The sequence below is a fragment of the Arthrobacter sp. PTI12 genome (assembly GCF_056679915.1).
On the sequence record NZ_CM155256.1, the window covers coordinates 3,118,667 to 3,142,119 of the forward strand.

Here is a 23,453-nt window from a genome sequence, read left to right on the forward strand (position 1 = left end):
CACCTCCGGCGACTTCTGACGCCCAGAAGCCGCCGGAGCTGCACAAAAGTTCCTTAACGTACGACGACGGCCGGTCACCTTCGCTTCGAAAGGTGACCGGCCGCGTCGTCCTCTGCTTTTCGTGAAAGATCTACTTCTGGCGGGTCTTCGGGTCCAGCGCTTCGCGCAGCGATTCGCCCAGCAGGGTGAATCCGAGCGCAGTGATGGCGATACACGCACCGGGCAGGAACGCCAGGTATGGATCCGAGGCCAGCTCCCGCTGTGCGTAGGTCAGCATGCGGCCCCATTCGGCTGTCTGCGGAACCCCGCCGCCGAGCCCCAGGAAGGACAGGGCAGCGGCGTCGATCACGGCTGTCGCAAGGGACAGTGTCGCCTGCACGATCACCGGCCCCACGCTGTTGGGCAGCAGGTGGCTCATGGTGATGGTGCGCTTGCTCAGGCCGAGCGTCTGCGCTGCCAGGATGTAGTCCGAACCACGCTGCGAGAGCATGGATGAACGCAGCAGGCGCGCGAAGATCGGCAGCTGCGAGGCACCGATTGCGATCATCACCGCGTAGGGCCCCTGTCCCAGAATGGCCGCGATACTGACGGCGAGGAGCAGGTTCGGGACGGACAGCAGAATGTCCACGAAGCGCATGATGACGCTGTCCACCCAGCCGCCCAATCCACCGGCAAGCAGCCCGAGCAGCATTCCGCCGGCCAGGCCGATCGCCGTCGAAATGACGCCGATCAGCAGCGACGCCTGCGCCCCCCAGATCAGTTTGCTGAGCACATCACCACCGAAACGGTCGAGGCCCAACGGGTACTCCGCGAGTTCGCCGGGTCCGGGGATGTTGGTCGGGGTGATTTCCGTGCGCCCGGGCAGTGCTTCCCCGCCGTAGGGTGCAAGGATCGGCGCCAGCGCGGCGACCAGGAGGAACAGCCCGATGATGATCGCGCCGGCAATCGCCTGCGGGTTTCGGCGCAGCCGTCGGAACGCGTCTTTCCAGAGGCCGGTGCCGCCGCCCTCGGCGAGGCTCGGATCAGTGGTCGGAGAAGTTGGCCCGCCCGCGGCGGGAGGCAATACTGTGCTCATTGCACACGCACCCTTGGATCGATGACGGAGTACGAAACGTCAACCAGGAGGTTGATCAGGGCGTACAGGATCGCGATGAAGATGACGAAGCCCTGCAGCACCGGATAGTCCAGTTCAAAGATGGCGTCGCGGAGGAAACTTCCGATGCCGGGGAAGGCGAACACCGTTTCGGTGAGGACCGCACCTGAAATGAGCAGGCCGGTCTGCAGGCCAATGGTCGTCACGACCGGGAGCATCGCGTTGCGCAGGATGAACCGGCTTCGAATTGTTCTTTCCATGAGGCCCTTTGCGCGGGCCGTCCGAACGTAATCGGCGTTCTGCACTTCCAGCACCGAAGCGCGCGTGATGCGCACAATGATGGCCAGCGGGATGGTTCCCAGTGCGAGCCCCGGAAGGATCAGGTGCTGGAAGGCGTCCCACGCGGCGTCGTACTCGCCCGTCAGGATGCCGTCCAGCACATAGAAATCCGTGACGTGCGTCGCGTTGATGCGCGGATTCTGGCGTCCATCCGGCGGCAGGATGGGCCACTGGATGGCGAACAGGTACTTGAAGATGAAGGCCAGGAAGAAGACCGGAACAGTGATGCCGATCAGGCTGAGGACTACCGAACCATGATCGACAAGCTTGCCGTAATGGCGGGCGGCCATATAGCCCAGCGGGATACCGACGCCGATCGCGAAGATCAGCGCCACCACGCTCAGTTCAAGCGTGGCCGGGAAGCGTGTTGCGAACTCTTCCAGTACGGGACGGCCCGTGATGATCGAGGTGCCGAAATCGCCCTGCAGCAGTTTACCCATGTAGGTGAAGTACTGGAGGAGGATCGGTTCGTCGAAACCGTACAGTTCGTTGACGCGGGCGACCGCTTCCGGGGTTGCCCGCTCGCCCAGCAGGGCTGTTGCAGGCCCGCCCGGCAGGCCTCGAACCCAGAGAAAAAGCAGGACCGAAAGTCCAAACAGGGTCGGAACGAGCAGGGCGAGGCGTTTACCAATGACGCGAAGCACGAGGTCCTTTCAACAGTGTGGCATCGAGTGGACGAGAGCAAACAAAAGCGGAGGGACCGATGGGCCGGTCCCTCCGCCAGAGTTGTTACTCGTTCAGTTCGATCATGTTGAAGACTTCGTCATTGACGGGGCTCGCCGGGTAGGAATCTACCCGCGGAGCGAACGCCAGGGACGGCGCCGGGTGCGCCAGCGGAATCGCCGGGTTGAACTGGGCGATCTGCTCGTTGATCTCCTCGTACGTGGCGGTCTGCTCCTCGCGGTCAGTCATGCCGCGAGCCTCGCTGAGTGCGTTGAACAGTTCCGGATTGTCGAAGCCGAACTCGGGCTTCTCCTGGCCGAAGAAGACGCCGATGAAGTTGTCGGTGTCGTTGTAGTCGCCGGTCCAGCCGAGCAGGTGGATGCCGTGGTTCTCGGTGCCCTGAATGCGGTCGAGGTAGTCAGGCGTCCAGACATCCGGCGCCGGGGTGACCGTGATACCGACGTCCTTGAGCTGGTCGCTGAGGTTCGTGAACACCTGCTCCGGAGTAGGCATGTACGGGCGGGAGACGTCAGTCGGGTAGTTGAACTGGACCTCGAAGCCGTCCGGGTAGCCGGCCTCGGCCAGCAGTTCCTTGGCGCGCTCAGGATCATACTCGTACGTGGTGATGTCCTCGTTGTAGCCGTCCACAACATCGGGGATGAACTGGGTGGCCAGCTGGGTTCCCTCGGGCAGCGTCTGGTCGATCAACGCCTGCTTGTCGATTGCGTGGTGGATGGCCTCGCGGACCAGCGGATCACTCAGCTCTTCGACGGCGTGGTTGATGCCGAGGTAGAGGATGGTGAACGGATCGCGCGGAACGATCATGAACCCTTCCTCCTCAAGAACGGGAATGTCCGCCGGGGAGACGAGGTCGAAACCGTCGACGGTTCCGGCCTGCAGCGCCTGGGTGCGTGCCTGCGGGTCATCGATGATGCGGAAGATGACCGTCTGGACGTCGCCCTGCTCGCCCCAGTACTCCTCGTTGGCGGTGACGGTGAGGTCTGCGCCGACGTTCCAGGAGTCAAACTTGAACGGACCGGTTCCCACCGGGTGGCCTTCCGCGTACTCGCTCAGCTGGGGAGCTTCGGAGGAACCTCCGATGTCATCGGCGTTGAACTCCTGCAGCGCGGTGGGGCTCTGCATGGCGAATGCCGGCAGGGACAGAGCGGGGATGAACCCGGCAAACGGCTTGGCAAGCGTGACGGTGGCCTCGAGGTCCCCGTTCACTTCGCAGGACTCATACACCGCAGCGTCCGGCGAATCAGCGAAGCCGCGGAACAGGTTGTTGTAGTAGTAGGACACCGACGGCGCCTGGGCCAGACCGGTGAAGTTGTACCAGCGGTCAAAGTTGAAGCAGACGGCTTCGGCGTTGAACTCGGTGCCGTCGTGGAAGGTCACGCCTTCCTTCAGCGCGAACGTGGTGGACAGTCCGTCCTCGGATGTTTCCCATGATTCCGCCAGCAACGGTGCCGGGTCTGCCGTGCCCGGCTCGACGCCTACAAGGCCCTCGAAAATCTGCCGGCTGACGCGGAAGGACTCGCCGTCGCTCGCGAAGGCGGGGTCAAGCGATGCTGGGTCGGACGAGGCCGCGAAGACGAAAGTCGAGTCGACCTCGCCCTCCGCCGCTGCGCCGCCGTCCTCTTCACGCTGGCTCTGGACGCAGCCGCTGAGCAGCAGAGCGCTGATTGCGGCGCCGGCAGTAATGGCGGCAGCGCGCTTCTTTGTGGGATGCTTCCCCCGCGCCGATGTGCTTGTGAACATTAAGTGCTCCTGATGATCTGTTACCTGGCGGACACGTCACTGTGCCCGGGCGGCGCACGGGCAGGCCGTGTTGCCTAATGTGACGAGCCTAACTCCCAGCGCGGGCGCATGCAGTATTTCCCGCCAGCAAGCGATCACGATTTGGTTAAGCGCCGGCACTTCCTAGCGTTCGGTGCACTGCCCGGCGGACACGGTTTCACTGAGCGCTGCCGCCTGTTCGACGACCGGACGGAGCTCCTCCAACGTCAGCGCGTACCCCACTGGCACATCAGCCGTGGATTTCGCAAAGATGACTCCGGCGACGCGGCCCTCCATGTCCAGGAGCGGTCCGCCGGAATTCCCCTGCTGAACGTTTGCGGCGAGCGTGTAGACGTCGATCGCCGTCGGGTCAGCACCGTAGATATTCTCGACAAGGACGTCGGACCGGTTCTGGATGCTTGCCGGCTGAACCTGGAACGGCCCGCCCGCTGGGTATCCGGCGAAGGCCGCGGTGTCCCCGGTTTCGAGGTCCTCCCCGAGTGCAAGCGGCGCGCGGTCCAGGCCGTCCACAGCGATCACGGCGATGTCCCTCACCGGATCGAAATAGACAACGCTTCCCGGCACTGCGCCTGCACCGGGAACCTCGACGACCGGCTGGTTTACCCCTGCTACCACATGGGCGTTGGTCACTACCCGACCCGGCGCGACGATGAATCCGGACCCGGTTTGGTTCTGGCCGCACTGGTAGGCGGTTCCGGCGATGCGCAGGACCGATTGGGATGCGGTGGCGAGCGCCGGTGTGTCCACTGATGCATCCGGTACCGGAGCCGGGCTGGCCGGCGCCACACCCTCAAGAAGCGTGGGTATGCCGTCAGCAACGGCAATGGAGCGGATCTGCGCCATCCAGGCACGAACGGGCGACGGCGTCAGGGTGTCAATACTGCCGAGCACCTTCGACGATGCGATTGACTGGGAAAGGAAGGGCACGCCCATGGTGCTGATGCTGAAAGCCAGCATGGCAAGTACCAGCGCGGCCACGACGACATTGGTGGCCCCTCCCAGAAGGCGGTCGATGACGCGCACGGGAGCTGACCCGGCCCTGCTGCTGAGCGCGCGTCCCAGTCCCGCGCCGAGTGCCTGCCCGATGATGACCAGGAGCAGGGCAGTGGCGATCACCGCGGCGAGCCGCCAGGAGTCCTCGGATACCGACGCACTGACCAGCGGTATGGCGAAGAAGGCGGCCACTGCGCCGGCCGCGAACCCGATGATGCCGCCAAGGGTGACCAGGAAGCCGTTCTTCAGCCCGGCAATGAGGTAGCCAATCAGCATCAGCACCAGGATGATGTCCAGGAGTGTAAAACCGAACACGCCACTCCCTTTCCAGGAAGCGCTGCACTTCCCCTGCTGAGCTTTGATTCTACGGTCCCGCGCTGACAGTCCGCCGGGAAGGATTGGAGTGATTTCCCCTACCCCGTGGGCGAACATGCGTGTAGCAGGTGTCACAACGTCCTTGCGTACGGCAAGATGGGAAAAGACGGGAAACTGGCTGGTTCTGCATCATACAGAGGAGATTTCATGGATATCGAGGTACTGCGCAGGGCGCCCCTGTTCGCTTCACTGGGCGACGAGGTGTTTGCGGCGCTCACTGACGAGCTGACCGAAGTGGACTTGTCGCGCGGCGCATCGGTCTTCCGGGAAGGCGATCAGGGCGACCAGCTCTACTTCATCGTCTCCGGCAAAATCAAGCTTGGCCGTACCGCACAGGACGGCCGCGAGAACCTGCTGGCAATCCTCGGCCCCGGTGAGCTCTTCGGCGAAATGGCCCTGTTCGATCCCAGCCCCCGCACCGCCACGGCCACGGCTGTGTCCGAGACCCGCCTCGCCGGCCTCAAGAACGAGAATCTTCGTGCCCTGCTGGAAACCCGCCCCGAGGTGTCCGCCCAGCTGCTGCAGGCCCTGGCCCGCCGGCTGCGCCGCACCAACGAATCCCTGGCGGACCTGGTCTTCTCCGACGTACCGGGCCGCGTGGCCAAGGCACTGCTGGACCTCGCGGACCGCTTCGGCCGCCCTGCCACTGACGGCATCCTCGTAGCTCACGAACTGACCCAGGAAGAACTCGCGCAGCTTGTCGGCGCCTCGCGTGAAACCGTGAACAAAGCGCTGGCCGAGTTCGTCCAGCGTGGCTGGCTGCGCCTGGAGGCGCGCGCAGTCGTCATCCTGGACATCCAGCGATTGCGTCAGCGCAGCCGCTAGCCCCCCTTTGGGAACTTTTGTGCAGGTCAGGTGACTCCGCCCGCCGGGAAGTCACCGTAGGTGCGCAAAAGTTCCTGGAAGTGGGGCCGCACCTCCCTCCTGGAATTTTGCGCAGGTCAGGCGGGTCTACGGCTTGGGAACTCACTAGAGGTGCCCAAAAGTTCCTGGGATCCCGGGCGCCATCCCTGCCGGAGGAGTGCCTTCTTGACCTTCGCGACGACCCGCCAGCCGCCCTCCGGCAGGTCAAGGCGGTTCAGTTTCACCTGCGCCCACTCAACCTCTGCAACTTTGGCATCTCTGGCCATATCCTTGGCCTGCTGTTCGGGCGTCAGGTGATGCTCGCCGTCGTATTCGATGCAGACCCGGAACGCCTCGCAGCCGAGGTCCGTCCAGGCAACGATCACCCCGTTTGCGTCCCGTAGCGGACAGTTCACCGAGAATTCCGGCAACCCTGCGTCCTCCAGGATCAGGCGCACCAGACTCTCCGGTGGCGAGTCGACGCCGACGCGAAGCCGATCAAAAGCTGACCGCGCCTTCTGTATGCCCCAGCTCCGTCCGTGTGTTGCGATGAACCGCTCCAGGTCCCGTTTCGGGACCATTGGGATCCTCGGCGGGCCGAAGGAGCGGGTGTGTTCGCTGATGATCTGGTCGCCGGCAACCACCAGGTCCTCGAGCGGTAGCACCGTTGCCAAATCCAGCCAGGTTCGGGCGAGCGACGTCACAGGCAACCCGTCGATCTCAACAACGTCTCCTTCGGAGATATCGAGGCGATGGCCCTTGACTCCCTTCCTGCGCGGTCCGGCTGTCTGTCTACCACGGGACAAGTGCACCTGCTCGTGGGAAATCCAGTGCGGTAGGTGTATCCCGTGAATCTCTGCGGCGGTCGTATGCGAAACGAAACTCCCCGGCAGCAACTCCACGTAGGGTCGGCAGCGCGATAAAACGGGTTGGATAGCGCCGACGGGCACGCGCACTTCCCGGCTGGGGGTGGTCAGATCCTTCGCGCGCGTTCGGCTGATCGACAGGTCAGCGCTGAGCGCTGACCGCAAGGTGAAGGACCGTCCAACCAGTTCGTCGGGCAAGGGAGCGCGTTTGGGCATGTTCTATCTCAACGCATTCCCGAATCCTGTGCGCCGACTATCCACAGACGGTAACTTCTGCGCAGATCACGTGGATTCCGACGCCGGGAAGTCACCGTAGGTGCGCAAAAGTTCCGGATTGAAGCTGGACGACGGCGGCTACCGGCCGCGCTGCTCCGAGCCTTCCGTGGCGGTTGAGCACTCGACCTCGATCTTCGTTTCACCCTCGGCCTCAACGAGCCGGGGGGAGAAGACCTTCATCGGCCGCTTGTGGGAAAGATAGGCGATGCAGCCGCGCGAGGAGCCGATCTTCTCGAGGATGAGTTCAACCGCGGGCACAGTCAGTTCACTCAGCCCCCGGCCGACGGTGTTCGGCTGGTTGACTTCATCGCCGAGGGAGGTGGTATTGCGCTGCATGATCTCCTCGGCAGACCACCGCCACTGGCCCCATACGCCCTTGCTCGCCAGCAGGGTGGGCTCCTGATTTACCGGCTGCGCCGCAGCAAAGTACCGCGTGTCAAAACGGCGATGGGCAAAATCCGGACTCAGCCAGGCGGACAGCGGCTTGATGAGGTCGGTGCGCAGACCGAGCCCCCGCTTCGCGAGGATCTCCGCAAACGTCCTGTCACCGGCGGCGATTGCTTCACGGGCTTCCATCCACTGCGGGTGGCGGGTGCCCTCGACAAGGCTCGATGCGTCCGGGCCGGCGAGCAGCACGCCGGTCTCCTCGAAAAGTTCGCGGATCGCGGCAATCACAAATCGCCGCGCAACATGATGATCGTCGGTTGCCAGCGCCGCTGCCCAGTGGGCAGGTGAGGGGCCGAACCAGGTGACCGGTTCGTCGTCGTTCTCCTCCACGCTGCCGCCGGGGAAGGCCACCACGCCAAGCGGTGACTCCCCCCGACGGTAGGAGAGGTACACCTCGGTACCGACCGGAGCGTCACGGATCAACACGACCGACGACGCCGGACGCGGCTTCATTGGGGTGCGCTCGCCGTGATCAATCCAGCTGCGGGCGGCACCCTGCTGCTCTTCCGGGACTGGGAAGAGCCTGGTGCTTGAACGGTTCACGGTGACTAGATGAACTCCGCGATAATCTCGACTTCTACCGACGCATTCAATGGTAGTACCGCAACCCCGACGGCGGAACGCGCGTGGGCGCCGGCCTCGCCGAAGACCTGCCCCAGCAGCTCGGACGCTCCATTGATGACCCCGGGCTGGCCCGTGAACGTGGGATCCGACGCGACGAAGCCCACCACCTTGACGATCCGGCTGATGCGGTCGAGGTCTCCGATCTGGGACTTCACAGCCGCGAGTGCATTGACTGCGCAGACGGCCGCAAACTCCTTGGCCTGCTCGGCTTCTATATCACTGCCGACCTTGCCTGTAGCTGGGAGTTCACCATTAATAAACGGAAGCTGCCCGGAGGTGTAGACGTAGTTGCCGGAGACTACTGCGGGAATGTAGGCGGCCACCGGAGCGGCCACCTCGGGGAGGGTGATCCCGAGATCCTTCAGCCTGCTCTCTACCGCTGACACTGCTTCATTGGCGCTGGTCACGACGCGTTTTTCTCCCGTTTGAGGTATGCAACCAGACCGTTGCCGTCAGGCCCCGGAACCACCTGCACGAGCTCCCAGCCGTCCTCACCCCACTGGTCGAGAATCTGTTTGGTCGCGTGGATGATGAGCGGAATTGTGGAGTACTCCCATTTGGTCATGACTCACAGGGTAGCGCGTGCTTGTAAACTGGAGTACATGGCTGCTCGTAAATCTCCTTTCTTTGACACGGCAACCACCCTGGGGAAAATCATTGCATTTCTTGGAATCAGTGGATTGAGTGGGGTGCTTGCTGCCGGTCTCCTCGTGCCCGTGGCTGCTGCTGCCGGCACCGGCGCCTCCGCGTCCATCCAGTTCTTCGAGAACCTCCCGGCTGAGCTTGAGCGCGGTGCGCTCGCCCAACCCTCCAAGATCGTTGCCTCCGACGGCTCGCTGATCGCCACCCTGTATGAGGAGAATCGCCAGCCCGTGACGCTGGATCAGGTCTCCGAGAACATGACGGATGCGCTGATCGCCATTGAAGATGATCAGTTCTACAACCACGGCGGTGTTGACCTGCAGGGCATCATCAGCGCCGCCATCAGCAACATCAGCAGCGACACCACCCGCGGCGCTTCCACCATCACGCAGCAGTACGTCAACAACGTACTCATAGACGCCAGCATGCAGAGCGGCGGCGACATCACCTTCAGCGGTCAGAAAACCCTGGGCGACAAGCTCCGTGAAGCCAAGCTGGCTATCGCCGTGGAGAAGGAGCTGAGCAAGGACGAAATCCTTGCCGGCTACCTGAACATCGTGCCGTTCACCGGCAACACCTACGGCGTCCAGGCCGCCTCGAAGTACTTCTTCAACGTCGAGGCAAAAGACCTCAACATCCAGCAGGCTGCGCTGCTTGCCGGCGTGGTCAACGGCCCCACCTTCTACAGCCCCGAGCTCTACCCGGAGCGCTCGCTCGAACGCCGCAATCTGGTGATCGGCCGCATGCTGGAGACCGGAAAAATCACTCAGGAAGAGTATGACGCCGCCGTTGCCTCGGATCTCGGACTGAACATCACGCCGGTCTTGAATGGCTGCGTAGGCGCCGAGCAGGCACCCTACTTCTGTGACTATGTGACGCACCTGGTCCTCAATGATCCTGCCTACGGCGAAACCCGTGAGGACCGGGAGAACCTGTTGTACCGCGGCGGTTTGACCATCAAGACCACCCTTGATCCGCGCGCACAGGCAGCTGCGCAGACGGCCATCAATGAGACCGCCAACCGCGAGACCACCGATCCCGCCGTGGGCCACTCCATGGTGAGCCTTGAGCCGGGCACCGGAGACATCCTGGTCATGGCTCAGAACACGCGCTTCATGCCGGGTGAAACACCGGGCGACTCCGTTCAGAACTTCAATGTAGACGCGTATTACAAGGGTGATCCGAACAAGCCCATTGGCGGTCTCGGCGGATTCCAGCCGGGCTCGACCTTCAAGCCGTTTGTCGTGGCCGCCTGGCTGGAAGACGGCCGGTCGCTCAATACAGTGGTGGACGGCAGCAAGAAGGCTTACCCTGCCGGCGATCGCTGGGAGGCCAGCTGCCTGCCGCGAGGGTTCTACGAGATCCTCAGCGACGACCCGAATTACGAGTACGAGCCGCAGAACTATGGCGACACCAATTACGGTAATTACACCGTCCTTGAAGGCCTTGCGCAGTCCTACAACACGGTGACCTTCGAGACCGCCGAACAGCTCGATCTCTGCAAGATCCGTGACATGGCCTTCGAGATGGGCGTGCACAACGGGAAGAGCTCGGAGGGTGAGCCACTTCCGGTCGATGTCAACGTCCCGATGCTCATCGGTGGTTCGAGCGACGTCTCCCCGATGTCAATGGCAACCGCCTATGCCACCCTTGCCGCCGAAGGCCTCAAATGCGAGCCTCGGGCACTTGTTGAAGTGACTGCGGTCAACGGAGACACTTATCCGGTTCCGCCGGAATCATGTGAGCAGGTAATCCCGAAGGAAATCGCGCGCGGAGTGAACTACGCCACCCAGGCAGTGATAGAGCGCGGTTCGGGCCAGTTGCTTGAGTTCGGCGACATCCCCATGGCCGGCAAGACCGGCACCAATGACGCCCGCTCGCAGACCTGGTTCATGGGTTACAACTCCGCCATGGCAACGGCCTCGTGGATCGGTAACTGGAAAGAAGGCAACACGAGCCTTAGCGGAATGCAGATTGGCGGACGGACTTACCCGGAGATCGACGGTTCGCTGATCGCTGCGCCGTCCTGGGCCCGCTACATGCAGCAGATCCAAGGTTCCTACCAGCCCGAGCCGTTTGCTGACCCGCCGTCGAACATGATCAATACCAGCCGCCAGGAACAGCAGGACCAGTTATCACAGCAGCCGAATTCCAACGGGACAACCAACGGCACAACCAACAACGGTCAGCTGATTCTCCCCCCGGCACCCGGCGGTAACACCCTGCCCGTTACGCCCCCAGACAATTCAGGGAACAATGGGAACGGCAACGGTAATGGAAACGGCAACGGCGGAGGTAACGGCTGATCGTGGGGACAACCACAGAGGGTTCGCGTAACGGCGCAGCGGTAGCGCTGGGCATAACAGCAGCGGCCGGCGTCGCCACCTTCGGCTACGCAGCGTTCGTCGAGCGCAACCTCTTCGGACTTCGCAAGGAGAACCTCGCGATTCTTCCCCAGGGCAGCAGGCCGCTGCAGGTCCTGCACCTCTCGGATATCCACATGGTGCCCCGTCAGGCCGCCAAGACCAAGTGGTTGCAGGGCCTTGCAGAGCTGAAGCCGGACCTCGTGGTCAATACCGGCGACAACCTCAGCCACGCCAAGGCGCTTGCGCCCCTACTGGATGCGCTCGAACCGCTCCTCGAGTTCCCGGGTGTCTTTGTTCCCGGTTCCAACGATTACTACGCACCGCGGCTGCAGAATCCGTTCAAGTACTTCACCGGTCCCTCCTCAAGCAAGGCAGACAAGCCGCTGAAGGAACTTCCCTGGCAGCAGATGTTCGCGCGGTTCGGCTCCGCTGGCTGGGTTGATCTGACCAACCGGTCGCAGTCGGTTGCTGTTCGCGGCGTCCGGCTGGATCTGAGCGGCGTTGATGATCCCCATTTGGGACGGGACAAGTTCGCCGGCTTCCCGGCGGGAAGCAGTACCGCAGGCGAGGCACCCCACCTTCGTGTCGGCGTCGCCCATGCCCCGTACCAGCGTGTCCTCGACACCTTCACCGACGGCGGAGCAGACCTGATATTCGCCGGCCACACACATGGCGGACAGGTATGCGTTCCCGGGTACGGCGCCCTCGTCAGCAATTGTGATCTGCCCACCTGGCGTGCCCGTGGTCTGACCCAGTGGGAGCACAACGGCCGGGCAGTCCCGCTGAACGTGTCAGCGGGAATCGGAACCTCGCGGTTTGCGCCAGTCCGTTTCGCCTGCCGCCCCGAAGCAGTATTACTGACGCTCACGTCACGCTGAGCAACGGGTCCGCGGTGACGGTTCCCTGACGAGCGCGTCGCGCACGGTCTGACATAGGATTGTTGCTGGGGGACACGAAAATTTCGGCTCCCTCGAATCTTCAACTTTCGAGAGAAGTACATGCCGACGCAAACAACGCTGTGGGAGTCTCTCAGGCGCCTGTACCCGCACCTCAAGCCGATCATTCCGCGACTGGTTCTCGGCCTTTTTGCCGCGCTCGGTGCCAGCGTCATGGTGCTTGCCATCCCGCAGGTCTTCCGGGTCCTCGTCAATGACGCCCTGGCGGAAGGTCAGGCGAGTTCCACCGTGTGGATCGCATCCGGGATTGTCCTGGTGCTCGGAGTGCTCGAGGCTGTCTTCGTTGCCCTGCGGCGGTTCTTCGTCATCAATCCTGCAACCACGGTAGAAACCAACCTGCGCACGTCGTTCTACCGTCATCTGCAGAACCTCGCGGTAGCCTTCCACGACCGTTGGGGCAGCGGCCAACTGCTGTCGCGTGCCATGTCAGACCTCAACCTCATGCGGCGGTGGATGGCATTCGGCGCCATCATGCTCGTGGTGGACGCAATCACGCTGACCGCGGGCGTGGCCATCATGTTCTTCATGAGCTGGCCCCTGGCCCTGATCTTCCTTACAGCGGCGGTACCCGTGATGATCTACGGATTCCGCTTCCGGACCTCCTACAGCAGGGTCTCGCGCAAGAGCCAGGACCAGGCGGGTGACCTCGCCACCACCGTCGAGGAGTCCGTCCACGGTATCCGCGTCCTGAAGGCCTTCGGGCGGAGCCGGGAAGCCCTGGACGCCTTCAGTGACCAGGCCGAGGAACTGCGTGAAACGGAAATCCACAAAGCCAAGAGCCTGGCCACGTTCTCACTGATCGTGACGCTGCTCCCCGAACTCGCCCTGGGCGCTTCGCTGGTCACCGGCATCCTCCTCGCTGTCAACGGTGACGTCACCATCGGCGGACTGGTCGCGTTCTTCGCAACCGCCGGCGTGGTGGCGGGGCGCGTCGAGTTTATCGGCCCGCTGCTCGCCATGACGTTCACAGCCAAAACGGCAATCGACCGCCACTACGAGGTCATGGAGTCTGAGAACACCATCACCGGACCGCCTGATCCCCGCACCCTCACCGATCCGCACGGCGAAGTAACGTTCGACGACGTCTCCTTCCGTTATCCCGATGCGAAGGACACATCCACTTCGGTCATAGACGGAGTCAACCTCACGCTGAGGGCCGGCGAAACCATGGCTCTGGTGGGAGTGACCGGCTGCGGCAAGAGCACCCTGCTCCAACTGGTACCCCGCCTCTACGATGTCACCGGTGGAGCTATCCGCATCGACGGGATCGATCTCCGCGAGTTCTCTCTGGAGGAACTGCGCCGCCACGTAGCGGTGGCATTCGAAGACACCACACTGTTTTCCAACTCGGTCCGCGAAAACGTACTGATGGGTGTGGACGCCCAGGACGACGACGACGCCATCCTCACCGAGGCGCTGGACGTTGCGCAGGCGCACTTCGTGTATTCGCTTCCCGAGGGCGTGGATACGCTCATCGGTGAAGAGGGACTCAGCCTCTCCGGCGGGCAGCGCCAGCGGCTGGCGCTCGCCCGGGCCATCGCGGCCAAGCCGCGGGTGCTGGTCCTCGACGACCCGCTGTCCGCGCTCGATGTGCGCACGGAGGAACTTGTGGAGGAGCGCCTGCGCGAGGTCCTCGCGGATACCACCACACTGATTGTGGCCCACCGCCCCTCCACAGTGGCGCTCGCCGACCGCGTCGCACTCATGGAGAACGGACGCATCTCCGAGGTCGGTACCCACACCGAACTGCTGGTCCGCAGCGACCACTACCGCTACGTCATTGCGAGCCTGACCGAGGAACCCGTGGATCTGGACAGCGAGCTGGAAGAGCTGGAGCACAACGACCAGGAGGCCCGCGCATGAGTGCAGCACCGAAACAGGAGAAGCAGGAAAAGCCGAACAGGCGCACCCGCGCGGGCCAGCCGCCGTCGGTCATATCTTCAGGAGTCTCCAACGAGGACGACGTGATGCTGGACCGGGCACAGAACAAATCGGTGCGGACACGGTCCTTCAAACTGCTCGGCTCCCTGATCCGCCCCAACCGCCGGCAATTCATCTGGACCGCGTTCCTCGTGGTCTTCTCCCAGATCGCACGGGTGGCCGGGCCGGCGATCATCGCCTTCGGTATCGACCACGCTCTCCCCTCGCTGCTGCAGGGCGAGTCCGCGCTGCTCTGGGCTGCGGGCATCACCTACCTCATCGCGGCCGTACTGGCAGCGACCCTCACAGCCGGCTACGTCCTCGCAGCAGCCCGGCTGAGCCAGGAAATGCTGCTGGATCTCCGCCTGCGCGTCTTCCGGCACACCCAGCGGCTCAGCCTCGAGTTCCACGAGAAGTACACCTCCGGGCGCATCATCTCCCGCCAGACCTCGGACCTGGAAGCGCTACGCGAGCTGCTCGACTCCGGCGTCAGTTCCCTGGCGTCCGGCCTGATGTACATGATTTTCACCGCTGTCACCATCTTCGTGCTCGACTGGCCCACCGGATTGCTCCTTCTGGTCGCGGCTATCCCCATGACGTTCCTGGCGCGCTGGTACCAGAAGCACTCGCAGATCGCCTACCGGTCATCGCGGGTGGTGTCGGCGAAGCTGATCGTCCACTTCATCGAGACCATGACCGGCATCCGTGCGGTCAAGGCGTTCCGCCGCGAGAAGGTCAACGCAGACCGCTACGACGAGCTCGCCGAGGACTACCGCAAGGTGACGGTGCGCTCGATCAACCTCAACGGCGTCTTCCAGCCGGGCCTGGTCCTGATCGGCAACGTGACGGTGGCCGCGGTGCTCCTGTTCGGAGGCTTCCGGGTGCTTGGCGGATCGCTCGAGGTCGGCGCGCTGCTGGCACTGCTGCTGTACAGCAAGCGGTTCTTCCAACCGGTTGACCAGATGGCCATGTTCTACAACTCGTTCCAGTCAGCAGCGGCGGCTCTCGAGAAGGTGTCCGGGCTCCTGCAGGAAGTACCGACGGTGCGCCCGCCGAAGAACCCCGTGCCGTTGAAGGACGCGCAGGGCCGGATAGAGTTCGACGGCGTTGAGTTCCGTTACGGGGATGGTCCCGTCATCCTGCCGCGCATGGACCTCACGATCCCGGCCGGGCAGACGATTGCCCTCGTCGGCCAGACGGGCGCCGGTAAGTCCACTCTCGCCAAGGTCATCGCCCGGTTCTACGACGTCTCCGAAGGCAGCATCACCCTCGACGGTGTGGACCTGAGGCAACTGTCCCCGCAGGACCTGCGCCGCGCCGTCGTCATGGTGACGCAGGAGGCGTTCCTGTTCAGTGGGAGCGTGGCTGACAACATCGCCCTGGGCAAGCCGGAGGCGAGCCGCGAAGAGATCGAGCAGGCCGCCAGGGCTGTAGGAGCACATGAGTTCATCACGTCGCTGCCCGAGGGCTACGACACCGATGTGAACAAGCGCGGCGGCCGGGTCTCCTCGGGGCAACGGCAGCTCATCAGCTTTGCCAGGGCGTTCCTCGCGGACCCGGCGGTCCTGATCCTGGACGAGGCAACGTCCTCGCTGGACATCCCCAGCGAACGGCTGGTCCAGCAGGGCCTGCAGAAGCTGCTCGGTAACCGGACCGCGCTGATTATTGCGCACCGGCTCTCCACGGTGGAGATCGCGGACCGCGTGCTGGTGGTGCATGATGGCGCGATTGTCGAGGACGGCACACCCGCTGACCTGATCAGCGGCAACGGCCGTTTCGCCACCCTGCACGCAGCCTGGCAGGACTCGCTCGTCTAGCGCTGGTCAGCGAGCTGCTGCCCACGGACCGCTAGTTCGTCAGGGACGCCGTTGTCCGTTATCCTTGAGAGGTTGCTTTCGGGGCTTCTCGGAACAGCTCAATCGGGGTGTGGCGCAGCTTGGTAGCGCGCGTCGTTCGGGACGACGAGGCCGCAGGTTCAAATCCTGTCACCCCGACCAGAGAAGAAAAGGTGTCCGCAGTTCACACTGCGGGCACCTTTTCGTTTCTGCGTCAGACGCGGTGAAGCGTCACACGAAGCGAGGTCAGACGAACGTCCGGCCGGTCAGCCGCTCGTAGGCTTCGATGTACCGGGCGCGTGTCTTCGCGATAACCTCGGCGGGCAGTGCAGGCGGTTCTGACACACGGTCCCAACCGGCGTCGTCGGATGTGAGCCAGTCGCGGACAAACTGCTTGTCGAAGGAGGCCTGGGCCTTACCCGGCGAATACAGGGCCGCGTCCCAGAAACGCGACGAATCCGGCGTCAGCACCTCGTCGCCGAGGGTCACAGCTCCAGAGCGGGACATTCCGAACTCCACCTTGGTGTCCGCAAGGATGATGCCGCGATCCAGTGCAATCGACTCCGCACGGGAGTAGATATCGAGCGTCAGCGAGCGCAGCTTCGCGGCGAGATCATCCCCCAGCATCATGACGACGGCGTCATAGGTGATGTTCTCGTCGTGCTCGCCCACCTCAGCCTTGGCGGATGGGGTGAACAGCGGCTCGTCCAAACGGGAGCCGTCCACCAGGCCTTCCGGCAGCGGCAGCTCACACACGGTCCGCGACTCGTTGTACTCGAGGAGCCCGGAACCGGTCAGGTATCCACGCGCTATGCACTCCACGGGGTACATGTCCAACCGCTGACAGATCATGGCCCGGCCATCAACCTCGGCGGGAACGTCGGTGGAGAGGACATGGTTGGGGATGCCGGCCAGCTGCTCGAACCACCACAGGCTCAGCTGGGTCAGCACGCGTCCCTTGTCCGGGATCTCGGAAGACAACACAAAGTCGTAGGCGCTGATCCGGTCACTGGCGACCACCAGCACGCGGTCATCCTCGCCCGTCACGGGTTCATACAGGTCCCGGACCTTCCCGGAGTAGATGTGCCGCCAACCCGTAAGTTCCTGTGCCATGCCTATACCCCGCCCGTCTGTGAACCCGCCGCTGAACCAGTCACTGAAGCCGCCTGTGACACCACAACCTCGCCCCGCGCGGCCTTCGCAGCAATATCAGTGCGGTACTGGCCGCCTTCGAGGTCAAGGCGGCTCACGCCGTCGTAGGCTTTGTTGCGCGCTTCCTCAAGATCCTTGCCCAGTCCGACGACGGCAAGCACCCGGCCACCGGCCGAGACCACCGAACCGTCCCCACTCAGCGCAGTGCCGGCGTGCAGCACGGAAACGCCATCCAGGGCAGCCGCGTCCGCGAGACCACGGATTTGATCGCCGGTGCGCGGTGAATCGGGGTAGTTTGCTGACGCGAGGACCACGGCGACCGCGGCCTGCGAAGACCAGTTCAGATTGTCGACCGTGTCCAGTTCCCCCTTTGCGGCAGCGAGCAGGACGCCACCCAAAGGCGTCTTGAGCCGGGCCAGCACAGCCTGTGTCTCGGGATCCCCGAAGCGGGCGTTGAACTCGATCACGCGCAGCCCGCGCGAAGTGAGCGCGAGCCCGCAGTACAGGACCCCCGTGAACGGAGTGCCGCGGCGTGCCATCTCCTCGATGGTGGGCAGCGCAACGCGCTCAATCACCTCATCCACCAGACCGGACGGCACCCATTCCAGCGGCGAGTAGGCACCCATGCCGCCGGTATTCGGTCCTTCGTCATTGTCGAAGATGCGCTTGAAGTCCTGTGCCGGGGCAAGGGGCACCACGCTGGTGCCGTCCGAGAGGACAAACAGGGACACCTCGGGGCCGTCAAGGTATTCCTCGATCACCACCGAGCCGCCGGCGCCAAAGCACACCTCGGCGTGCTCAAGGGCGGCTGCCCGGTCCGACGTGACCACCACGCCCTTGCCCGCGGCGAGGCCGTCATCCTTGACCACATACGGGGCACCGAAGGAATCCAGCGCGGCTTCGGCTTCGGCTGCAGTTGACGCGACCTTCGCCATCGCGGTAGGAACACCGGCAGCCGCCATGACCTGCTTGGCGAAGGCCTTCGAGGCCTCGAGCTGCGCCGCAGCCTTCGTGGGTCCGAAAACGGGGATGCCTGCTTCAATCAGCGCGTCGGACACACCTGCAGCCAACGGAGCCTCGGGGCCCACAACCACCAGGTCCGACCCCAGGCGCGAGGCAAGTTCCGTCACGGCAACCGGGTCATTGGCATCGATGTTGTGCACGGGGACATCCTGGGCCATTCCGGCGTTACCGGGAGCGGCATGCACCTCGCCCACGAATGGATCGGCGAGGAGCGCTCGGACAAGGGCGTGTTCGCGGCCTCCAGGGCCAATAACGAGAACCTTCACAGTAGTTCAGGGTACTGGGTCCTCCCCCACCCAACTACTGGCCGCAGAAACTGTGAAGTCAGCCGGCACGTCCGGAATACCAATACACCGGGCCTGTCTCTCCGAACACCCAGTATGAAAGCCGTTCGCACGTCCAGCCGCTCCGCCTCGACCCTAGCCATGCTCGCGGGCATACTCGCGGCCGGGCTGGTCCTCGGTGTGGCCGAGCTGATCGGCGCCTTCTTCTCCACCCGATCGGCACCGCTGATCGCACTGGGCTCCACGTTCATCGATTTCACGCCGGCCTGGCTGAAGGACTTCGCAATCGATACCTTCGGCACCAACGACAAGCTCGCGCTCTTCGTCGGCATGGCCGTCACCATCATCATCCTCGCCGCGATCCTCGGCTACCTGGCCTGGCGGCGCTGGATCCTGGGTGTGGCGGGTGTCCTCTTCATGGGCGCCGTCATGGTTGCCGCCGTCGTCTCCCGTGCCGGTGCATCCGTAAGTGACGCGATCCCTTCGGTGATCGGCACCCTGGCCGGGCTGGCAGCGCTGCGCTTGATGATCCGGAAGCTGCATTCGGCGCAGCCACAGACCGAGACCACAACCAACGACGACGACGGCGCCTTCAACGCCGGCGGTTCCCGCCCGGTGGGTGCCAGTACAAACGCCAGGACTTCCGTCAGCAGGCGCGGGTTCTTCGCGGCAGCGGGCGTTACCGCCGTCGTCGCCGCCGCTACTGCAGCGGGAGGCGCCGTCGTCAGTGGAATCCGCAACACCGTCAATGTTGCCCGTGAACGCCTGAGCTTCCCGGCACCCGCCAGCCCTGCGATGCCGGTCCCACCGGGTGTGGACGTGGACCTTGACGGTGTTGAGCCGTGGCTGACGCCAAATCCGGAGTTCTACCGGATTGACACAGCCCTGCAGGTCCCCACCATCGACGTGGACACCTGGGAGTTGCGCGTCCACGGCATGGTGGAGGAGGAGATCCGCATCAACTTCCAGGACCTGCTGGATTCGGAGCTGATCGAACGGCACATCACGCTGACCTGCGTCTCCAACCCGGTAGGCGGGGAGCTGATCGGCAACGCCAAATGGCTCGGCTACCCGATCCGCGAGCTCCTTGCACGCGCCCGTCCCACCGAAGGCGCTGACATGGTCCTGTCCACCAGCACCGACGGCTTCAGCGCCTCCACTCCCCTGCCCATCCTGCAGGATGAGCGGGACGCCATCCTCGCAGTAGCCATGAATGACGAGCCGCTGCCCCTCGAGCACGGCTATCCGGTGCGCATGGTGGTCCCTGGGTTGTACGGGTACGTTTCAGCCACCAAATGGGTGATTGACCTTGAAGTGACCCGTTTCGCGGACGCCACGGCTTACTGGACGGACCGCGGCTGGGCTGAGAAGGGCCCCATCAAGACGCAGTCGCGTATTGAGGTTCCGCGGCCGTTCGGCAACGTGGCTGCCGGTACCTTCCGGGTGGGCGGCACTGCCTGGGCGCAGAACCGCGGGATCGACAAGGTGGAGGTCCAGATTGACGACGGGCCCTGGGAGGAAGCGACCCTCGCCGCCGAATACACCGTGGACACCTGGCGGCAATGGACCCACGAAGTGCAGCTCGAGCCCGGTTCCCACCGCATCCGCTCACGGGCTTACGATCCCGACGGCGTCCAGACCGAAGAGCGCGCCGATACCGTTCCGGACGGCGCATCGGGCTGGCACACGGTCCAGTTCTCAGCGGAGTAGGACAGCCCCCTATCCTTGTGCCCATCGGATGACCCGTTCCCTCCGGTGGGCACAAGCTACATCCGCCTCGGGGATGCGTAATACTGGAACCATGCCCTCCACCTTTACCTCCTCCAGCGCGGTTGACCTCGCGGTCCTGGAGCGCAACGGCTTCATTGAGTCCCGCCACATCGGCTCAGCCGTGGTCCTCGCAGCGGACGGCACCACCGTCACGGAACTCGGTGACGTCAACGCGCCGATCTTCCCCCGCTCCACCCTGAAGCCGTTCCAGGCACTGGCTGCCATGCAGGCCGGCGTCCCGCTCCGCGGAGCCCAGGTTGCGTTGGCAGCTGCCAGCCATGTCGGCAGCTTCGAACACATGGACGTCGTGAAGTCCATGCTGAGCGCCGCCGGAGTCACCGAAGAGGACCTGCAGTGCCCGGCTGACTGGCCGCAGGACGAGGAAGCCCGACACTCGCTCATCCGCAGCGACAAGGGCCGCCAGCGGGTAGCCTTCAACTGCTCCGGCAAGCACGCCGCTTTTCTCTGGGCCTGCACCGAAAACTCGTGGGACCACAAGACCTACCTGGACCGCAGCCACCCGCTACAGCAGCGCATCGCCGCGATCATCGAGGAATACACCGAAGAGAAAGTGGAGCACTGGGCAGTGGACGGCTGCGGCGCTCCGCTCGGCGCCGTTTCACTCACCGGTCTCGCGCGGGGAATCGGCAAGATCGCCAAGGCCCCCAGTGACAAGAACGCCGATGCCCGCGCGGCCACCATCGCAACCGCCATGCTGGATTATCCATGGGCGGTCCACGGCCACGGACGCGAGAACTCGGTAGTGATGGAAGACCTCGGGATCCTGGCGAAGAACGGAGCCGAGGGCGTCCTCGTCATGGCTACGCCCACCGGCGTGTCCATGGCGCTCAAGATCCTGGACGGCAATATCCGGGCGACCACACTGGTAGGGCTCACTCTTCTGGCCGCCTCAGGTGCCCTCGAGGCGGAGGCTGTAGCACCGGTACTGGAGAAGGTTGTGCAGCCCGTGCTGGGCGGCGGCGAGCCCGTCGGCCAACTGCGCCTCGCCGCTCCGGTCATGGCGCTGCTGGACTAACCATGGCACGACGGCGTATCCCACCCGCGGACGGCAACGCTGCAGTCCGCGCGGTGGCCGCCGGCAGCACCGACCGCACAGAACGTACGACGGCGGTTCGCTACTCCCTGGAGGAGCTCGCCTTCCGCGCACCCGGCAACAGCGTGGAAGTGCGCGTCCCGCCACTGGGCGTGACGCAGTGCGTCGAAGGTCCCCGTCATACCCGCGGAACCCCGCCCAACGTCATTGAGACCGACGCTGACACCTGGCTCGCCCTCGTCCTGGGGACCCTGACCTGGGCCGAAGCCCTCACCTCCGGCGCAGTCGCGGCATCCGGTCAGCGGGCGGACCTCTCCGCGCTTCTGCCACTGTTTCCGCAGGAACCGCCCGGGCCTGCGACAGGCCCGGCATGATCCTCGAGCGCCACCATGCCACGCAACCGAACCTCGTGGTCCGGGGATGGCGTGGCGCGCTCGCTGCCCTTCGCCGGCAACCGGCGGAAGCCTGGGTGGTTGCCGGTGTTGTCACTGCCCTGTACACGATCTTCTCGGTCGCTCAGTGGAACCGGTTCGACACCCCGTCCTGGGACCTCGGTATCTTCACCCAGCTCGCCAAGGCCTATGCGGGGTTCGACGCGCCCATCGTGCCGATCAAAGGTCACGGGTTCAACCTCCTCGGCGACCATTTCCACCCCCTGCTCGTCATCCTGGGACCCGTGTATGCGCTCTTCCCGTCCGGATTGACCCTGCTGGTCTTCCAGAACCTGCTGGTGGGCTGGTCGGTCCTGATTCTCACCCGCCTGGCCGTGCATCATGTTGGGCGCGTCCCGGGGCTCTTCCTTGGAGCCGCCTACGGCCTGTCCTGGGGCATCCAGGCCGCCGTCGCTGTGCAGTTTCATGAGGTGGCGCTGGCGCTGCCCCTGCTGGCGCTGGCGTTGGAGGCGTATATCGAGGGCCGGCTGCGCACCGCCGTCGTCGCGGGCGCACTGCTGGTGTTCGTGAAGGAGGACATGGGGCTGACCGTCTTCGCGTTCGGCCTGGTGCTGGCCTGGCGCTTCCGACGCCGCTACCAGGCCGGCCTGGGGCTGGCAGTCTGGGGGCTCGCGTGGGTGTTCCTGTCAGTGAAGGTCATTCTGCCGGCACTGAACACCGGCGGCACGTACGACTACTCCGATCGCATCGACGTGGACGCGCTCCTGGCCAACCCCGTGGGCACCGTAATCACCATGATGACGGTCGTGGAGAAATACGAGACCCTGTGGCTGCTGTGCCTCGCCGGCGGGTTCCTGTTCCTCCTCTCGCCGTTGGCCGCAGTGCTGCTTCCCACCCTGATATGGCGCTTTGCTGCGGGGAATGAGTCCTACTGGGGGCCGGACTGGCACTACAACGCCGTTCTCATGCCCATCCTGTTCGCCGCGCTCATTCATGCGATTCTTCGCGCCCGCGAGAGCAGGCGCGGCTGGCTGCGCTCCTATAGCGCCGCCGTCGTGCCGGTGGTCAGTGTGGTGGCGCTCATGCTGTTGCCCGGGCAGCCGCTGGCTGCGCTTGCGAAGCTGGAGACGTTTCAGCAGTCGCCGCGCTGGGATGCGGCGCACCGGATGATGGACGAGATTCCATCCGGCGCAGCGGTTGAGTCCGGCGTGTTGCTGATGCCGTACCTGGTGCCGGAGACCGAGGTGTACTGGATCGGCAATGAGAACCCGGCGCCTGACTACCTGGTGGTCGACGCCGAGGACTGGAGCTGGGGGCCCACCCGCCCGGCCAGCGCGGAACAGCACGCTGAGGAGACCTATCCGGGCGAAAATTACACATTGGTCTTCGATGAGGCCGGGTACCAGCTGGTCAAGCGGGAGACCTGATCCCGGTAGCCTTGAACCATGAGTTCGCAGCAGCCTCCAGAGCGCCGGCAGGTCACCATTCGACGGGCGCCGAAATTCGGTCCGTTCATGGGCCTCGGTGCGTTGATCGGATTCATCGCCGCGCTGATCGTGGCCTACACCGGCCCGGCTGACCCCACGCTGACCCGCGAGTCCGTCCTGGGCTTCTTCACTGTGGTTTTCGCGATTCCCGGAGTGCTGATCGGTGGTCTCCTGGCACTGCTGCTCGACCGGATCAGCGTACGCCGCATGAAGCAGGCGACGGCGGAGCGCACCGACGACGAATAGCCCGGCA

20 protein-coding genes and 1 tRNA gene are annotated in these 23,453 nt (G+C 64.2%); 11 read left to right on the plus strand and 10 right to left on the minus strand.

The window, feature by feature from the left end; genetic code table 11:
- Positions 1-130: 130 nt before the first annotated feature.
- From AC1MBU_RS14900 to AC1MBU_RS14915, 4 genes are all read right to left on the minus strand, one after another.
- Positions 131-1,075: an ABC transporter permease gene (locus AC1MBU_RS14900; protein ID WP_056543438.1), complete on the minus strand. Its 945-nt coding sequence runs from the start codon at positions 1,073-1,075 to the stop codon at positions 131-133.
- The gene (locus tag AC1MBU_RS14905) at positions 1,072-2,076 is read right to left on the minus strand and encodes an ABC transporter permease (RefSeq protein WP_056543435.1); all 1,005 of its coding nucleotides are present in this window, start codon (positions 2,074-2,076) and stop codon (positions 1,072-1,074) included. The genes AC1MBU_RS14900 and AC1MBU_RS14905 overlap by 4 nt, the downstream gene beginning before the upstream one ends.
- A gap of 85 nt (positions 2,077-2,161) precedes the next feature.
- Positions 2,162-3,856, minus strand: a complete 1,695-nt coding sequence (locus AC1MBU_RS14910; RefSeq protein ID WP_479787796.1) for an ABC transporter substrate-binding protein — start codon at positions 3,854-3,856, stop codon at positions 2,162-2,164.
- A gap of 162 nt (positions 3,857-4,018) precedes the next feature.
- Positions 4,019-5,203 (minus strand): MarP family serine protease, encoded by a 1,185-nt coding sequence (locus AC1MBU_RS14915; protein ID WP_277357765.1) that lies wholly within the window; start codon positions 5,201-5,203, stop codon positions 4,019-4,021.
- 207 nt (positions 5,204-5,410) lie between these two features.
- Between AC1MBU_RS14915 and AC1MBU_RS14920 the strand changes: the two genes are divergently transcribed.
- On the plus strand, positions 5,411-6,088 hold the full coding sequence (locus tag AC1MBU_RS14920) for a Crp/Fnr family transcriptional regulator (RefSeq protein ID WP_026544229.1): 678 nt from the start codon (positions 5,411-5,413) through the stop codon (positions 6,086-6,088).
- A gap of 116 nt (positions 6,089-6,204) precedes the next feature.
- Here the strand turns inward: AC1MBU_RS14920 and AC1MBU_RS14925 are convergent, their stop codons facing one another.
- From AC1MBU_RS14925 to sp36, 4 genes are all read right to left on the minus strand, one after another.
- Positions 6,205-7,188 (minus strand): hypothetical protein, encoded by a 984-nt coding sequence (locus AC1MBU_RS14925; protein WP_479787799.1) that lies wholly within the window; start codon positions 7,186-7,188, stop codon positions 6,205-6,207.
- Positions 7,189-7,326: 138 nt separating this feature from the next.
- Complete coding sequence (locus AC1MBU_RS14930; protein WP_346027327.1) at positions 7,327-8,238, minus strand: NUDIX hydrolase; 912 nt, start codon at positions 8,236-8,238, stop codon at positions 7,327-7,329.
- Positions 8,239-8,243: 5 nt separating this feature from the next.
- Entirely contained in the window at positions 8,244-8,726 is a 483-nt protein-coding gene (locus AC1MBU_RS14935; protein ID WP_277357768.1) for a RidA family protein, read from the minus strand.
- The gene (gene sp36 / locus AC1MBU_RS14940; RefSeq protein WP_157358939.1) at positions 8,723-8,884 is read right to left on the minus strand and encodes a Sp36 family protein; all 162 of its coding nucleotides are present in this window, start codon (positions 8,882-8,884) and stop codon (positions 8,723-8,725) included. The genes AC1MBU_RS14935 and sp36 overlap by 4 nt, the downstream gene beginning before the upstream one ends.
- A gap of 37 nt (positions 8,885-8,921) precedes the next feature.
- On the opposite strand from sp36, the gene AC1MBU_RS14945 reads away from it, so the two are divergent.
- From AC1MBU_RS14945 to AC1MBU_RS14965, 5 genes are all read left to right on the plus strand, one after another.
- Positions 8,922-11,267, plus strand: coding sequence for a transglycosylase domain-containing protein (locus tag AC1MBU_RS14945; RefSeq protein WP_277357769.1), 2,346 nt, complete (start codon positions 8,922-8,924; stop codon positions 11,265-11,267).
- A gap of 2 nt (positions 11,268-11,269) precedes the next feature.
- Positions 11,270-12,205, plus strand: coding sequence for a metallophosphoesterase (locus AC1MBU_RS14950; RefSeq protein WP_479787802.1), 936 nt, complete (start codon positions 11,270-11,272; stop codon positions 12,203-12,205).
- Between the two features lie 120 nt (positions 12,206-12,325).
- Positions 12,326-14,146 (plus strand): ABC transporter ATP-binding protein, encoded by a 1,821-nt coding sequence (locus AC1MBU_RS14955; RefSeq protein ID WP_277357771.1) that lies wholly within the window; start codon positions 12,326-12,328, stop codon positions 14,144-14,146.
- A 104-nt stretch (positions 14,147-14,250) separates the two neighbouring features.
- Positions 14,251-16,020 carry an ABC transporter ATP-binding protein gene (locus AC1MBU_RS14960; protein WP_479789805.1) on the plus strand — a complete coding sequence of 590 codons (1,770 nt, stop codon included), beginning with the start codon at positions 14,251-14,253 and terminating at the stop codon, positions 16,018-16,020.
- A gap of 103 nt (positions 16,021-16,123) precedes the next feature.
- Positions 16,124-16,200: transfer RNA gene (locus AC1MBU_RS14965), tRNA-Pro, on the plus strand.
- 84 nt (positions 16,201-16,284) lie between these two features.
- Here the strand turns inward: AC1MBU_RS14965 and AC1MBU_RS14970 are convergent.
- Together AC1MBU_RS14970 and purD are read right to left on the minus strand one after the other, a co-directional pair.
- On the minus strand, positions 16,285-17,151 hold the full coding sequence (locus tag AC1MBU_RS14970) for a phosphoribosylaminoimidazolesuccinocarboxamide synthase (protein ID WP_346027329.1): 867 nt from the start codon (positions 17,149-17,151) through the stop codon (positions 16,285-16,287).
- Between the two features lie 2 nt (positions 17,152-17,153).
- Positions 17,154-18,479, minus strand: a complete 1,326-nt coding sequence (purD, locus tag AC1MBU_RS14975; RefSeq protein WP_479787805.1) for a phosphoribosylamine--glycine ligase — start codon at positions 18,477-18,479, stop codon at positions 17,154-17,156.
- Positions 18,480-18,593: 114 nt separating this feature from the next.
- On the opposite strand from purD, the gene AC1MBU_RS14980 reads away from it, so the two are divergent.
- The 5 genes from AC1MBU_RS14980 (at position 18,594) to AC1MBU_RS15000 (ending at position 23,446) form a co-directional block, all read left to right on the plus strand.
- Positions 18,594-20,207, plus strand: a complete 1,614-nt coding sequence (locus tag AC1MBU_RS14980; RefSeq protein ID WP_479787807.1) for a molybdopterin-dependent oxidoreductase — start codon at positions 18,594-18,596, stop codon at positions 20,205-20,207.
- Positions 20,208-20,298: 91 nt separating this feature from the next.
- Complete coding sequence (locus AC1MBU_RS14985; protein WP_479787809.1) at positions 20,299-21,303, plus strand: asparaginase; 1,005 nt, start codon at positions 20,299-20,301, stop codon at positions 21,301-21,303.
- Positions 21,304-21,305: 2 nt separating this feature from the next.
- Positions 21,306-21,695, plus strand: a complete 390-nt coding sequence (locus AC1MBU_RS14990; RefSeq protein WP_479787811.1) for a sterol carrier family protein — start codon at positions 21,306-21,308, stop codon at positions 21,693-21,695.
- Positions 21,692-23,140, plus strand: a complete 1,449-nt coding sequence (locus AC1MBU_RS14995) for a DUF2079 domain-containing protein (RefSeq protein WP_479787813.1) — start codon at positions 21,692-21,694, stop codon at positions 23,138-23,140. The genes AC1MBU_RS14990 and AC1MBU_RS14995 overlap by 4 nt, the downstream gene beginning before the upstream one ends.
- 18 nt (positions 23,141-23,158) lie before the next feature.
- On the plus strand, positions 23,159-23,446 hold the full coding sequence (locus AC1MBU_RS15000; protein ID WP_277357778.1) for a hypothetical protein: 288 nt from the start codon (positions 23,159-23,161) through the stop codon (positions 23,444-23,446).
- Positions 23,447-23,453 lie beyond the last annotated feature (7 nt).